General features: G+C 61.4%; 10 protein-coding genes. 5 read left to right on the top strand and 5 right to left on the bottom strand.

Features of this window, described 5'->3' with window-relative positions; all coding sequences use genetic code 11:
* Positions 1-39 precede the first annotated feature (39 nt).
* The gene (locus tag AYX22_RS09190) at positions 40-801 is read right to left on the bottom strand and encodes a DUF4191 domain-containing protein (protein WP_207597141.1); all 762 of its coding nucleotides are present in this window, start codon (positions 799-801) and stop codon (positions 40-42) included.
* A gap of 191 nt (positions 802-992) precedes the next feature.
* Here AYX22_RS09190 and AYX22_RS09195 point away from each other — a divergent pair, with 191 nt between their 5' ends.
* From AYX22_RS09195 to AYX22_RS09205, 3 genes are read left to right on the top strand one after another with little or no spacing between them, the layout of a single operon-like run.
* Positions 993-3,017: a CDP-glycerol glycerophosphotransferase family protein gene (locus AYX22_RS09195; protein WP_207597142.1), complete on the top strand. Its 2,025-nt coding sequence runs from the start codon at positions 993-995 to the stop codon at positions 3,015-3,017.
* Complete coding sequence (locus tag AYX22_RS09200) at positions 3,017-4,888, top strand: hypothetical protein (protein ID WP_207597143.1); 1,872 nt, start codon at positions 3,017-3,019, stop codon at positions 4,886-4,888. Before AYX22_RS09195 ends, AYX22_RS09200 begins: the two co-directional genes overlap by 1 nt.
* Complete coding sequence (locus tag AYX22_RS09205) at positions 4,872-5,729, top strand: acyltransferase (protein ID WP_207597144.1); 858 nt, start codon at positions 4,872-4,874, stop codon at positions 5,727-5,729. Before AYX22_RS09200 ends, AYX22_RS09205 begins: the two co-directional genes overlap by 17 nt.
* Before the next feature lie 52 nt (positions 5,730-5,781).
* Here AYX22_RS09205 and lipA read toward each other — a convergent pair whose 3' ends face one another.
* Entirely contained in the window at positions 5,782-6,801 is a 1,020-nt protein-coding gene (gene lipA, locus AYX22_RS09210) for a lipoyl synthase (RefSeq protein WP_207597145.1), read from the bottom strand.
* On the bottom strand, positions 6,798-7,466 hold the full coding sequence (gene lipB, locus AYX22_RS09215; protein WP_207597146.1) for a lipoyl(octanoyl) transferase LipB: 669 nt from the start codon (positions 7,464-7,466) through the stop codon (positions 6,798-6,800). The genes lipA and lipB overlap by 4 nt, the downstream gene beginning before the upstream one ends.
* A gap of 149 nt (positions 7,467-7,615) precedes the next feature.
* Here lipB and AYX22_RS09220 point away from each other — a divergent pair, with 149 nt between their 5' ends.
* The gene (locus AYX22_RS09220) at positions 7,616-9,280 is read left to right on the top strand and encodes a serine/threonine-protein kinase (protein ID WP_207597147.1); all 1,665 of its coding nucleotides are present in this window, start codon (positions 7,616-7,618) and stop codon (positions 9,278-9,280) included.
* A gap of 15 nt (positions 9,281-9,295) precedes the next feature.
* On the opposite strand, the gene AYX22_RS09225 is transcribed toward AYX22_RS09220, so the two are convergent.
* Positions 9,296-10,195, bottom strand: coding sequence for a TIGR01777 family oxidoreductase (locus tag AYX22_RS09225; RefSeq protein ID WP_207597148.1), 900 nt, complete (start codon positions 10,193-10,195; stop codon positions 9,296-9,298).
* Positions 10,196-10,280: 85 nt separating this feature from the next.
* On the opposite strand from AYX22_RS09225, the gene AYX22_RS09230 reads away from it, so the two are divergent.
* Entirely contained in the window at positions 10,281-13,781 is a 3,501-nt protein-coding gene (locus tag AYX22_RS09230; protein WP_207597149.1) for a S41 family peptidase, read from the top strand.
* A gap of 97 nt (positions 13,782-13,878) precedes the next feature.
* On the opposite strand, the gene AYX22_RS09235 is transcribed toward AYX22_RS09230, so the two are convergent.
* Positions 13,879-14,307, bottom strand: a complete 429-nt coding sequence (locus AYX22_RS09235; protein ID WP_089594529.1) for an OsmC family protein — start codon at positions 14,305-14,307, stop codon at positions 13,879-13,881.
* Positions 14,308-14,420: the final 113 nt, after the last annotated feature.

Genomic DNA, 14,420 nt, shown 5'->3' on the forward strand with positions numbered 1-14,420 from the left:
AATTCGGGGAGCAGCGGTTTTTCGTTGTAACGAAGAGCGTCAGCGTCCGCGCGCGGCCTTGCGGTCAGGGCGCGCTTTGTAGGGATCAATGCCTTTGGGGATCGGCAGGCGGTTCCCCAGGGAATTGATGCGTTTGCTGACAGCGTTTACTTCAATCTTGGTGAGCTCCTTGTTGAGCTTGCCCATGGTCTTTGCCAGTTTGTTCAGGGGCACTTGGCCTTCTCCCCGTCCGGATTCCAGAACGTGGATGGTGACGTTCGGAAGAATACGGGCAAGGCGCTTGCGCTCTGCATCGACAAGGGGCTTAACACGGTGTGTGGGACCTTCGCTGACCAAGACAACCCCGGGCCGGCCAATGGCCATGAAGACTGCGTCCTGCGTGCGTGGGTTGACCGCTACAGGCTGGTCCTGCGTGACCCAACCACGGCGGAGGGTTCCCAAGGCGGCGCCAGAGGCGCCCGGCTGGTTCTCGATCTGGGCGAAGGCAGCCTTTTCGGCCCTTCGGGACAGGATGAACACCGCTGCCAGGAGACCCAGCGGAATACCGATAATCAGGCCGGTGACCCAGTTCTCCAGAAGGAAGCCGATCAGGAATGCGACAGCCACCACGGCAAGGAACGCCAGCACCATGATCCACACGACCTGGGGATCGTTCCGCCGGGTCATTTTGAAGACTTCAGCGATTTGCTTCAGCTGGCCAGGCTTCTTTGCCTTGGCTTCCTTGGGCTTGCGCTGGAACAGCCCACGCTTGGGTGCGTCGGCCGAGGGGGTCGAGTTGCTGGAATCAGGGGAGTTCGCCATAGTGCCTTAATTCTACGTGATGTACGCCCAGACACCGGACGCCTTGAGGACCACGGCCAGGCCGCAGGCGATTCGTTTTTGATTTCTCCGTCACGAACCAGCCCGCTGTGTCACTTGGTTTAAGTGACTCCCAAGCTCCGGAGTGACTCGACACTGCGCATTTCCCCACGTTTGATCGCCATAGGAACCACATGCCCGATTTGCCGCCACTGCTCACCATCGTCCTTGAGGAAACCGGACAACTTGACCGCGAGTCCGCCATGTACCGGCGATTGATAGCTGCACGCCTGCGGCTTGAATCGCATTTCTCGGTCCTTCATGTTGCTGAGCCCTTGACGACGACCGTCATCGCCAGGCTCTGCCGGCAGATCGACAGCAAGTACGTCATCTTCATGCGGACTTCCCACCTCTTGTCTGCGAACTACGTGGCCACCCTCTTCGAGTACCTCAAGTCGCGCACGGTCTATCTTGCCGAGCCCGTCATGTACACAGGCCCCATCCCGAAACATGTGGCCGGAACCAAGCTCGACGACGCGTACCACTACGCCCGCGACACCGACGTCTTTGGCAGTGCCTTCAACACGAGGAGATTGTCCGACGCACTGGAGGCGCTCGAGGACCTGGATCGCACCGCCATCTACACCAGCTACCGCATGTATTGGTCGATAGCGAAGGTCAGGCCGCTCACCACAGGTTTCTCTATGGCATCAGATACCAAGGGAGCGATCGGCCTTAAGGTTGCCGCGGAAGCCAACCGTCTGATGCCGGTGATGCCCGTTCACTCCAAAGAAATCAGGCTGCAGGTCCTGCGCTACGTTGCACTGTTCCTCCGGGGGATCCGGGGGCAAAAGGCGACGTCCATTAAGTTGAACCATCTTCGGGACTTGATCAGCGGCTTCGAGCTGATGGAGCTTCTGGCCATGGTGGAGCCGCTGCAGCCTTTCGAAGCTGCCTGGATCCGCTGGCTGGTTGACCCGGAAGACGGCAAGCAGTTCTACAAGCAACTCAGCAACAAAGACGCCTACCTGGTTTTCCGGCACAAGCCTGACGCTGGCGCGAGCGAGGTCCCACTGTATGAGTTGCTGTTCAATGACGAGATCCTGAGGATCGGAAAGTGCTATCTGGCACGCAATCTCAGGTCCGGCCATGCCAGGCCCGGCAGCTACAACTTCTACAACCGGCCGATCCGCCCTTCCTCGACGATCCTCTTTTTCGACCGGCCTCATCAAGCAGACGACAATGCAGAGCATTTGTATGAGTACTTCACAGCAAGGCATCCCGAATTTACCCATGCGTACTTCGCGATCAACCCCAAGTCGCCCGACTGGGCGCGCCTGGAGGCCAAGGGCTTCAACCTGATTTCTATTTGCACCAAGGATTTCTACGAGAAGTTCCTCATATCAGACCTTGTGGTGTCCTCGCAGATATACAGCATCAGATACCGCGGAAAATCGTTCGCCAACTCCCGGTTTGTCTACCTCCAGCATGGAATCCAGCTCAATGACATGTCCGATTGGGTGCTCTCCAAGTACTTTGACGTTTTTGTTGCCACGGGCAGGATCGAAACGGAATACATGAGCAAATTGGCTCCTGTTGAGACCCTGAACAGTGGATTGCCGCGCTACGAGTCCTTGGCCCGCGACATCCAAGGACAACAACATCTTCTCTTCATGCCCACATGGCGCTTCAACCTGCACCAGTCCTCGACTGAGCACTTTGTGCAGTCGGGCTACTTCCATGCCATTGACACCTTGCTCTCGGACCCAAGGCTCATCAGGTTCCTTGAGGACACAGACCGGATCATGCATGTGAAGCTTCACCCCAACGTGGAAAAACGAGCCGGACAGTTCAGGTTTACCGAACGCATCGTGAAGTCTGATTTGAGCTACCGGGAAGCGATCTGCGCCGCTGAGCTCGTGGTGACCGACTACAGTTCCGCGGCCCTTGACGCGGCCTTCGTGGGCAAGCCAATTGCGTACTACCACTGGGACGCAGCCGATTTCTTCAACGACCAGCCCTACGAGAGTCGCATGGACTACAGCGACGACGGACTGGGCCCTGTGTTCAGTGAGCACTCCGAACTGGTGAACCACATCGTCCGTGAGGATTTCGCCGTGAGGGATCCCAAGTACATCAGACGCCGTGAGCGCTTCTTTGAGGGAGTGGATCCAGCACGCATCAACGAAAAGATCGTCGAAAGGATGTTGAGTCTCTGATGGCGTTGATTCATGGCTTCAAGAAGAGCATCACCAAAGCGGGCCGGGCGGCGGCCTACTCGCCTGCCGGGCTGGAGGTCGCCAGGGCAGTCCTGGCCTCCCGTGCCGATTCACCCGTGCGGCGCATTATCAAGGCCAAGGGCCTGGAGGGGAGGATCCGCCGTGTTGCCTCCGAAAGCCTCCCGCAAGGGGTCTACTTCGCGAAGCTGACCTTGGGCAATTGGGAAGCCTGGAAGGGTCAGCAGTTCCGGCTGTTCCAGGACGGGAAGGTGGTCTATGGAAACATGGTGGAACCACCGGCCCGTGGGTTCCCTCTTGAATACCGCAACATCATCGTCACCTCGGACGATGTCTCCCGCTTCGCTGTCGATATCGATACACCCTATGAGTTGAAGATCGGGCGGGGAGCGTTCACTACGCGACAGCAAGTTTCGTACGATGAGCAGTATGGTGTGGAGCAACACGGGGACGTGTTCTACTCCTTGCGCGGGAACACAACAAACCCGAAAAGGATGCTCATCACCTTCCCTGGTTTTGGCCCTTCGACTACGCGGATTTCCTATGCAGTAAGTTACCTCAAGGACCTCACGGAGACGGACCTGCGGGACACCATGACGGTGTGCTTCCAAGACCGTTACCTGGTGGCCGGTTCCTACATGATGGTGGACAATGCAGGCAGGCCTCTGGAGAGCCGGGTGGGGGGAGCCATTGAGGGGCTGCGGAGCCGGTTCCACATCGATCGTAAAGAGATGCTCTTCTTCGGTGCATCCAAGGGTGGTTCCATCGCCATCCACTACGCCATGGACTATCCTGAGGCCGCCTTGCTTCTTGCAGTGCCGCAAATGAACCTGCCGTACTACTTCAGCAAGCCGTTCTTCAAGGACAACCTCTTGCAAAACCGTGCCTTGCGCGATGTCGGGCAACCAGAGGACCGCCTCCGCCGGTATTTCGCGGAAGGACGCAAAATTGACTACTTCTATACGAACTCCGACGAGCTGAGCAATCATTCGCTGATCGAGTTGGCCTCCGACATACCCAATCTCTCGAAGTACCGCATCAATGGCGGACACTCCGACGTCGCCAGGGCCGCTCTCCCCGCCATGTTGTGCATCATTCGGAGATTTCTCGGCGACCCGGTGGAGGAACAATTCGCGTGCGAAGAGATGCGTACCTTCCGCCACGACCAGACCCTCCAGGTGCAGGTCAGGATCGATGCGGAAGCTTCCACGGTCACCGGGGCCAACTGGTTCATCGCCGGGAGCTCGGGGAGAACACGGTTCCTGCAGCTGATGACGGAGCACTCCTATCACTTCGTCAAATACACCGCCGGTGAGCAGAGCCTTTTCCCCGCCTATGACCCCATCGGCCAGCTCTCCCAGGTGATCGCCATGAAGGCCGATGGGACCACGTGGACCGGCGCCCTGCCGGAGGCTGTGAAACCGGGGACACGGATACCAAAGAAGACCTTGAGCTCCCAGGCGTTGACACTTCACACAGAAACCACGCAGGACTATGCCGTGCTCGACGGAGATACCTTCGCGCGTTTCCGCTATAGCTGCCGCACACTGGCCCCTGACGGTGACACCATGGAGATCCATTTCGTTTCCGACCCCGAAGCAGGCATTGCAGACGTCGAGGACAGTTGTACCCGGACGGCGTGCAGGGCTGCAGTCCAAGTCCTCGATGGCTGGGCCTTGGCGGATATCGCAGCTCTGAGGTTTGTCATCGCTGCCGGAGTCCAGCGCTTGCTGATCGTCGTCCATGGAGACACGCACGCCGACGCTGCCGAGGCACTGTCCGCCATTGACTGGGAAGACACCAGCGTTGTGCTTACGGACTCCCGGGAGGTGGCCGGTGTCCGACAATACTGATTCAAGCAGAGGTGGCCAGCCCCCGAAGAACCAGATCATCCGCTCTTACGCGGATGTCTCCGCCATTCAAGACAACGTAGTACACCTCAAGGAAACGCCCGGGTCTGAATTCACCTCATCAAGCGTCGAATTCGCGGGAACTGGAAACGTCCTCTTCATCGAGGATGGAACAAGGCTCCGCAACACAAGGCTCCGCTTCCTGGGGAACGACGCCGTGATCCATCTCCGGAAGTCCCATGGGTTCCTCAGGCTGATTGTGACGGTATTCGAAGAGTCGGTCTTCTATTTGGGCCCTGGCGCAACTTTCACGGCAGAAGCACGGGTCCTTCCCACTGAACGCAAGCACGTGATCGTGGGCAGCGATGCAATGTTTTCGTCCCGGGTTGCCTTCAGGACGGCTGACCCACACTTGATCTATTCAGTCGAGCATCACCAGCGGGTTAATCCGAGCGAGTCCATTTGGGTGGGGGACCATGTGTGGTTGGGGGAAGACACGCTTCTTCTCAAGGGAGCCAAGGTCGGTTCCGGCAGCATTCTTGCTGCCCGTGCCCTGATCACAAAGAACGTCCCGTCCAACGCTACAGCCGCGGGCGTGCCCGCAAGGATCGTGAGTAAAGGGATCTTCTGGACGCGACCATCAGTGCATGGGTACACGGCGGCCCAAACGGAAAAGAGCCTTGTCCATTCGGGGAGTGAGTTCATCTTCGTCTCCGACGAGCAGGTCATTGACGTTTCCACCTTGGAACGCGGGTTGGACGCTGCTACCTCCGGCATCGGACGGGCCGCCTGGTGCTTCCAATTGGATCACCTGGGCGCCCGGAACCGGTTTTACCTGGGATGAGACCACTCAGCCGCGCCGCCTGGTGGGGCGGCGCGGCTGAGGATGGGCTTGCCTACTTGTGGGCGGCGAGGATGGTGGAGGCTTCCTGGCGGGTGGTGCCGGAGTCCTGGATACCCTCGGCAATGTGGGCGAGGTGGGCGGGGATGTCCCGGCCCTTCTTCCGCATCGCGGTGGCCCAGAGGCGCCCGGCCCGGTACGAGGACCGCACCAACGGACCCGACATCACACCAAGGAACCCGATCTCCTCGGCCTCGTGCTGGAGATCCACGAACTCCTGCGGCTTGACCCACCGGTCCACCGGCAAGTGCCGCTCGGACGGGCGCAGGTACTGGGTGATCGTGATCAAATCACACCCGGCCGCGTGCAAGTCACGCAGGGCCTCGGAGATTTCCTCCCGGGTCTCGCCCATGCCCAGGATCAGGTTGGACTTGGTCACCATGCCCAAATCACGGCCCTGCGTGATGACATCAAGGGACCGCTCGTACCGGAACGCCGGACGGATCCGCTTGAAAATCCTCGGCACGGTCTCGACGTTGTGCGCGAACACCTCGGGCTTGGAATCACAGATCGCCGCGATGTGCTCCGGCTTGCCGGAGAAATCCGGGATCAGCAACTCCACCCCGGTGCCCGGGTTCAGTTCGTGGATCTTCCGGACCGTTTCGGCGTACAACCACACACCCTCATCGGCCAGGTCATCACGGGCCACACCGGTGACGGTGGCGTAGCGCAACTGCATCGCCTGCACCGATCGGGCCACCTTGGTGGGTTCGAACATGTCCACAGGGGACGGCTTGCCGGTATCGATCTGGCAGAAATCACACCGCCGGGTGCACTCGGACCCGCCGATCAGGAACGTCGCTTCCTTGTCTTCCCAGCACTCAAAAATGTTCGGGCAGCCGGCCTCTTCACACACAGTGTGCAGGCCTTCCTTCTTCACCAGGTTCTTGAGCTGGACGAACTCAGGACCCATCTGGACCTTGGCCTTGATCCACTCGGGCTTGCGTTCAACCGGGACCGCCGAGTTACGCTGCTCAACGCGCAGCAACTTACGGCCTTCAGGTGCCAGGGTCACTGGAGTGCTCCTTCGTGGGTGGAAATGAGTGCTTCTTCATGCTTGCGGAATTCTTCCACGAAGCGGTCAACGATGTCGGCCGGGTTGATGGTCCGGCCGGCTTCCAGCGACATGGTGGTGACACTGGCGTCGGTAATTCCACAGGCAATGATCTGTGCGTAAGGCGCCAAGTCATTGCTGCAGTTGATGGCGACACCATGCATGGTGACGCCGTCCAGGACGCGGATACCGATAGCGGCAATTTTGCGGTCCGGACCTTTTTCATCGGCAAGCAGCCAGACGCCGGCCCGGCCTTTCACAGTCACGGCGTTGATGCCGTAGTCCGACATCACGGCAATCATGATGGCTTCGAGCCGTTCCACATAGTCGCGGATACCGGCGCGGTTCTTGAGTTTGAGGATGGGATAGGCGATCAGCTGTCCTGGACCATGCCAGGTCAACTTTCCACCGCGGTCCACGGGAACGACGGGTGTCCCGTCAAAGGGTCGTTCGTGATCTTCCGTGAGTTTGCCGGCCGTATAGACGGCAGCGTGCTCCAGGAGCAAAACGGTGCTGTTCTTCTCGCCCGCAACAACTTTGTTGTGGATCTCGCGCTGCAGGTCCCAGCCCTGCATGTAGTCCACGAAATCAGGGGCAAGACCCAGTTGTGAAAACTCAAGAGTCATGGGTTCAAGCTTAGACCCAGCGGCAGACTGTCCATGATTTTGTGGCGAACCTCTCAGTCGCATCACGTGCTGTTGGTGCCAGGGAGTGATCTGTTTGCGACCTGTGGATAACTTCTGCGGAAAATTCCGTATTCCGGTAGATCTTGTCTATGGAAACTCTGGATCCGCCCGCCGCCGTCACGCCGTCCGCTCCGGGCTATGTGACATCCCGCATGTTGGGCCAAGGCAGTACTTCTACTGTATGGCTGGTCACCAGGAGCAGCGATGGGGCGCGGTTCGCCATTAAATGCGCCAGTCCCGGAGCCCAGATGGCGCAATCCAAGGTTCTTGAGGAAGCCTCGAGGGAGGTCAAGGTCCTGTCCGGCCTGAAACACCAGCACCTGGTTCGGGTTCACGACGTCGTTCCGCTTGAAGGCGACTGCGTGGGGACACTGGGCATCGTCATGGACTACGCGGCGGGTGGCTCGCTGGCCAACCTGATGGCAGGGCGGGGAAGGCTCCATGTAGGCGAAGCTGTCACCATTCTGACCCCTCTTGCCCAGGCCTTGGGCTACCTCCATGCCAATGGCACCGTGCATGGTGACGTGGCGCCTGGAAATATCCTCTTCACTGCCGAGGGGAAGCCACTGCTCGCGGACCTGGGCATTGCCTCCGTGGTGGGAGGTGGCCGGCCAAACCTTGAGGCTGGAACACCCGGCTTCACGTCGCCGGGTGGCGCAGTTGCCGCCGGCAGTGGGACCGACGCATTGCAGGAACTCCAGCCGGCGCGTGATGTCTATTCCCTTGCCGCCGTCGGGTGGTACTGCCTGACGGGGGCGGCTCCGGAGACCACTCAACACCGGCCGCCGTTGTCTGTGCTGGTTCCGGATGTTCCGAGGTCGTTGGTGGCCGCCTTGGAGGCTGCGCTGGATGTCGATGCGTCGGTGCGGCCTGCTGCCAGGGAACTGGCCATGGCGATTTTCAGGAGCGCGGCGCCTGAGCCGGTGGACTTGTCCGGCGCCGTACATTCCTCCGTCATTCCTGACCTGCTGACCCGCCGCCAGGCCTTGGGGCGTCCCGCACGGCGCATGCCCCGATGGTTTGGATCATGGCGGAGTTTCCTTCCGCTTGGACTACAGCCTGGACTTCGTCCGGAGGGCCGGCGGCCCCAACGTCGTGGCCTCTGGGCCAGGGTCAGGGTCCTTGCGGCCGTACTGACTACCGGGTTGCTGCTCGGCATCGCGGCATGGATACTGTGGCCGCAGAACCCGCAGCATCAAAGCCTGGAGTTATCTGCGCAGCCGCAGCAAGCAGCGGCGGAGACCTTGAATCCGGCCCCAGGGCCAGGAACCACGGTGTCCGCCGGTCTGCCGGAAGAACTGGCCGAAGGACTCCACGCCGAAGATCCGGCAGTGGCCGTTGCCACGCTGGCATCCGTGCGCGACATTGCACTGGGGCAGGGAAGACCTGAGTTATTGGCTTTGGTCAATGCCGCTGGATCACCCGCGGAAGCCTCTGACCAGCTGCTGGCGGACCACCTGCGGAAAACCGGAACGATGTACGCCGGATTCTCGACGACGTTATCCGCGGATGGCGTGTCCGAACCCGGGGAGGCCGGCGACGCCGTGGTCACGGTGACTGTCGCGACATCCGGCTATGAAGAACGTGATGCCTCAGGAGCCAAAGCCCGGCCACAGCCTGCCGGCCCGCCGCAGAAGCTTCGCGTTCACGTCGTTCGCGCTGACGGGCGATGGTGGATTTCAGAAATCCTCGCTCCAAGCACCGGCAAGGAAAGCGACACCCTGGACCACACTGGTCCAGCGACCAACGGCTGACGGACAACCGCCCGGTCAGCGTGCCCTGTCCTTGGTCAACCAGGCCATGGCGTCAGATAAGGATGGGTGCTCCCACGTGAAACCAGCGTCCGACAGCCGGGCAGGCTCCATTCTCTGGTTGGCTAGAACCAGCTCATCGGCAAGCCGCCCCAGCACCAACCGCAAAGCGGGACGGGGGACACGTAAGAAGGCTGGCCGGTGGAAGGCTTTGGCCAGGGCGGCGACGATCGTGTTGACGTCTGCGCTTTCCGGGGCGCAAACATTCACCGCGCCATCAATGTCAGTTCTCAGAAGATGCGCCAATGCAGCCACTTCATCGGCCAATGTGATCCAAGGCCAGTACTGCCGCCCGTTTCCAAACGGCCCGCCCAGCCCGATCCTCAGCAAAGGGAGGAGGGGTCCAAGCGCGCCCCCTGAGGTGCTGAGTACTACGCCGGTCCGTGGAGTCACTACCCGCACACCAGATGGTGCGGTCCGGGCTGTTCGTTCCCATTCGACGCACAAGTTTCCCAGCACGCCATGGCCTGGCCCCGAATCCTCCCGCAGAAGGCCCTCGCGTGAGGCACCGTAGTATCCGGAGGCGGATTGGCTGATGAAGGTGGCCGGTGGTGTGCCGAGCCTTCCCATGGCGTCGGTCAGGGTCCTGGTAGCTTCGAGCCGGGAATCCCGGAGTTCCCGGATGCGCTTCTTGGTCCACGGGCGGTCCCCGATTCCGGCTCCGGAAAGGTTGATGACGGCCTCCGCCGTGTCCAGGACGGCTTCGTCGAGTTGCCCCGCGGCCGGGTTCCACGTCCATTCACCGGGGTCCTTGGCGGGCCTCCGCACCAACCGGATGACCTCATGGCCGTGGCCGGCCAGGTGCTCCGATAAAGCCGTTCCGATCATTCCTGACGCTCCGGACATCACGATTCTCATGACCCATCTCACCATGGGAAACGTGTATGGCGGAAACGCCTGTCGGTGCCGCTGAGGCTGGGCGCCTCTTGACTATGATCGAACAATGACCTCCTCCAGCTACCTCCGTTTCCCGCATGTGCACGGCGATCTGGTCACTTTCGTGGCCGAAGACGATATCTGGGTGGCCCCCCTTTCCGGCGGGCGTGCCTGGCGGGTTTCGTCCCAGCAACTGCCGGCAAGGAACCCCCGCTTCACTCCGGACGGAAAACGACTCGTGTGGACGGTGATTGTGGGAACGTCTCCGGAGGTTGTCACGGCCAACGTCGACGGCGGTGGCTACAGGCAGCTGACGTACTTCGGCCACAGCACCACTAAAGTCAAGGGCTTCACACCGTCAGGAAACGTGGTGGTGACCAGCGCCTTCCAGCAGTCCGAAAGCCGCCACACGCATGCCTACAGTGTCCCCCTTGACGGGGGTGCCGCCGTCGAACTTCCCTTTGGACCCGTCGAGGCAGTTGCCTTTGGTCCCGAAATCGGTGACGAGAAGCCCGTGGTGTTGGCCAGTGTCCTTTCCCGGGAACCTGCTTGGTGGAAGCGGTACCGGGGCGGCACGGCGGGCAAACTGTGGATCGACGCCGACGGTAACGGTGAGTTCGAGCGCCTGGTTCCGGAGATCGAAGGGAACCTCACTGACCCCCTGTGGGTGAAAGGACGCATCGCCTTCCTTTCGGACCATGAGGGGTACGGCAACCTCTACTCCGTACTTCCGGACGGGTCGGGGCTGCGCCGCCACACCGATCACGAAGACTTCTACGTCCGGCATGCGGGCACCGACGGTGACCGGGTGATCTTTGAATCAGCCGGCGAGCTGTGGATGCTTCCTTCACTTGATGCCGACGCCGAGGCAAGCAAACTGGATATTACGCTGGGTTCGGCCTCGCCGGCCCGCCGTCCCGCGCCCCTCAAAGTCGCTGCGCACCTCGGCGACGTCGCTCCCAACGCGTCGGGTACAGCCAGTGCCGTGGAGTCGCACGGAACGCTCCACTGGCTCCGGCATAAGGACGGACCATCGCGTGTAGTCGAGGCGACACCCGGGGTGCGGGCCCGCCTGCCGCGTCCGCTGACCGGCGGCCGGATTGCCTACGTCGCTGACCATGAGTCCGTTGAAGCCCTGTACATCAAGCGCATCGCCTCGCGATTGTCGGCAGTCGTGGACGTGCCCGACGCGGTTGTTCCGACGCCGGCTCCGGACAATGAATCTGATCCACTGCCCAAACCGGTGTCCGCGTCCAATGTGTTGGGGCAGGCAAGTACTGCGGCGCGGGCAACAGTCCCTGTCACGCCGCCAACCGGCGCGGGAGCCGGCACGCCGGCCGAACCGTCCGCTGACACTGTGAGTGCCACGGACGCGGCGCCAGTCCCTGAAACGGCGGAGGACGCGGTGGACGTCCGGATTGAATTCCCGTCGCCGACGCGCACAAGTGCACTCGAGGCGAGCCCGGATGGACGATGGCTCGCAGTGGGGACCTCCTTTGGGGACGTCTACGTTGCAGACACCGCCCAGGGAACGTTGAGCCTTGTTGTCAGCGTGGGTGAGGGGAGCATCGAACAACTGGCGTGGTCCGGGGATTCGCAGTGGCTAGTGTGGTCAGAGCCGGTCACATCTTTCGGTTCGCGGAGTAAGCTCCGAATCACCCGCCCGAGTGCCGCTGAGGCGGGCATCATCGATGTCACGGACGGCCGTTTCTGCGACGAATCACCTCGGTTCACCCCTGATGGGAAGTTCCTCGCTTTTCTGTCGAACCGAAGTTTCGACCCCGTCTATGACGGCCACTCCTTCGACCTGTCCTTCCCGAGCCCCATCAAGCCGTATCTTGTGGCCTTGGCTGCGGACACGCCTTCGCCTTTTGGCCCGTCCGTTGATGCGCTGGAGGACGGGGCGGCAGCCTCGGTGGAGTCCGACGACGGCGGCGCACCTTCCGTGCGTGTCGACCCGGAGGGACTGGCTCACCGCGTCATCAGTGTGCCCGTGCCGCAAGGGAACTACTCGCAGCTGTCTGTCGCAGACGGTGCCTTGTTGTGGCTTGATACTGAACTCTCCGGCGTGACGGGCGAAGGCAAGGGCACCCTAGCAGATAAGAAGACCGCACCGGCCTTGGTGCGGTACGAGCTCGCAAAGCGCAAGAAAACCACCTTGGTTGCCGCAGTGGACAGCTACAGGTTGTCCGGTGACCTCAAGCGGGTTGTTTACATCCTGGACCAGCAGGTGACCTCGGTACCTTCGGACACCAAGGTGGACGAGGAATCCGGAGACCTGGTGAAGGTGGAGCTGAACAGGATCCGGGTCATTCTTGACCCTGTGGCTGCCTGGGGGCAGGCCTTTGAGGAGGCTTGGCGTCTTCAGCGTGACTTCTTCTGGACCGCAGACATGGCTGGCCAGGATTGGGACTCCGTCTTCAAACGCTACCGGCCGATAGTGGACCGTTTGGGCTCGCATGACGACTTGGTGGACCTGCTGTGGGAGATGCACGGTGAGCTGGGAACGTCGCACGCCTACGTCAAGCCTGCCGCTGTGAGCGAGCCAGGGCGTAACGGCCAGGGCCGCCTGGGTGCTGAGCTTCACTTCGGCAGCAAAGGCTGGGAAATCACGCGGATCCTGGCGGGGGAGTCCTCGGACCCGCTGGCGACTTCGCCCTTGACGCGACCGGGTGCCGACGCGAAGGCCGGTGACGTCCTTCTGGCGATTGACGGCGTCGAACTTTCGGCGGCTTTGACGCCAGCAATGCAGTTGGTGGGAGCAGCCGGCCGGACAGTGGAGCTGACCCTGCTGAACGGCGAAGGACACGGTGGGGCCGCCGGGGCTCAACGGCGTGTGGCTGTTGTCCCTGTCCGTGATGAAGAGAGGCTTCGCTACCAGGACTGGGTCAGGGCCAACCGCCGCACCGTGCGGGAGGCCTCGGACGGTAAGTTCGGTTACCTGCACGTCCCGGACATGATGGCCAACGGCTGGGCGCAGCTCCACCGCGATCTGGATACCGAAACCGCCCTGGACGGCCTGATTGTGGACGTACGCCGCAACCGTGGCGGGCACACCTCACAGCTGGTCGCCGAACTCATCGGCCGGAAGGTCACTGGCTGGAGCATGCCGCGCGGGGAGAAGCCGCGGACTTACCCGGACCACGCCCCCCGCGGTCCTGTGATCATCCTCGCCGACGAATTTGCGGGGTCGGATGGCGACATCATCACCCAGGTTTCCAAACTGAGGGGCATTGGCCCTGTGATCGGTACGCGGACATGGGGAGGGGTGGTGGGCATCGACAACCGCTTTGCCCTGGCGGATGGCACCGGCGTGACGCAACCCCGGTACGCCACGTGGTTCAGCGGTGGGATCGGCTGGGATGTTGAAAACCGCGGAGTGGAGCCGGACATCGAAGTACTGTTCCCGCCCCACGCCTATGCCGCCGGTACTGATCCCCAGCTGGAGTACGGCATCGGTGCACTCAAGGAAATGATCCAGGAACTGCCCACGGACAGGCCTCCCCTCCGCGAGGGCTACCGCAAGGTCCGTCCGGAACCGTTGCCCTCACGTCCGCAGAAGGGCTAAGGGCAGAAGGTTCAACAGCGAAGAGCCCCGCCGTTTCCGTGAAGGAACGGCGGGGCTCTTCTTGTGGTTCAGTGGTGCTGTTCAGTACAAGGTGGAGCTAGACGGAGAGCGTGGCATCCAGGGTGATCTCGATGCTGGCCAGTGCACCCGAAACGGGGCAGCCTGTCTTCGCGTCTTCGGAGATCCGGCGGAAGTCCTCTTCGGACAGGCCAGGAACCTTTGCGGTCATGGTCAGGTGGCTCCCGGTGATGCCGGTTCCGGGAACGAAGGTGACATCTGCCTTGGTGTTGACTTCCTCAGCAGTGAAACCTTCACCGGCGAGGGCGTGGCTGAAAGCCATGGAGAAGCATGCGGAGTGGGCCGCGGCGATCAGTTCTTCAGGGCTGGTCTTGCCACCGGACTGTTCGGTACGTGCCTTCCAGGTGACATCGAACGTGCCCAGGCCTGAGCTGTCCAGCGTCGTGTTGCCGGCGCCCTCGATCAGGTTGCCGTTCCAAACCGTGTGTGCGGTGCGTGTTGCTGCCATGTCCACTCCTTGAAGTCGTTGTGAGTCGGCAACCAGCCTGAGGCAGGTGCCACCGGTTTCCATCCTAGGGATTTGCCCGTGGGACCGCACGGACATTCCGCTGTCAGTGGATT

It is taken from the genome of Arthrobacter sp. D5-1, from assembly GCF_017357425.1.
Lineage (GTDB): Bacteria > Actinomycetota > Actinomycetes > Actinomycetales > Micrococcaceae > Arthrobacter.

Excerpts from the sequence above, each read along its gene's own strand:
- AYX22_RS09190 (WP_207597141.1), bottom strand. The coding sequence starts at position 801 with ATGGCGAACTCCCCTGATTCCAGCAACTCGACCCCCTCGGCCGACGCA.
- AYX22_RS09195 (WP_207597142.1), top strand. The coding sequence starts at position 993 with ATGCCCGATTTGCCGCCACTGCTCACCATCGTCCTTGAGGAAACCGGA.
- AYX22_RS09200 (WP_207597143.1), top strand. The coding sequence starts at position 3,017 with ATGGCGTTGATTCATGGCTTCAAGAAGAGCATCACCAAAGCGGGCCGG.
- lipB (WP_207597146.1), bottom strand. The coding sequence starts at position 7,466 with ATGACTCTTGAGTTTTCACAACTGGGTCTTGCCCCTGATTTCGTGGAC.
- AYX22_RS09220 (WP_207597147.1), top strand. The coding sequence starts at position 7,616 with ATGGAAACTCTGGATCCGCCCGCCGCCGTCACGCCGTCCGCTCCGGGC.
- AYX22_RS09225 (WP_207597148.1), bottom strand. The coding sequence starts at position 10,195 with ATGAGAATCGTGATGTCCGGAGCGTCAGGAATGATCGGAACGGCTTTA.
- AYX22_RS09230 (WP_207597149.1), top strand. The coding sequence starts at position 10,281 with ATGACCTCCTCCAGCTACCTCCGTTTCCCGCATGTGCACGGCGATCTG.
- AYX22_RS09235 (WP_089594529.1), bottom strand. The coding sequence starts at position 14,307 with ATGGCAGCAACACGCACCGCACACACGGTTTGGAACGGCAACCTGATC.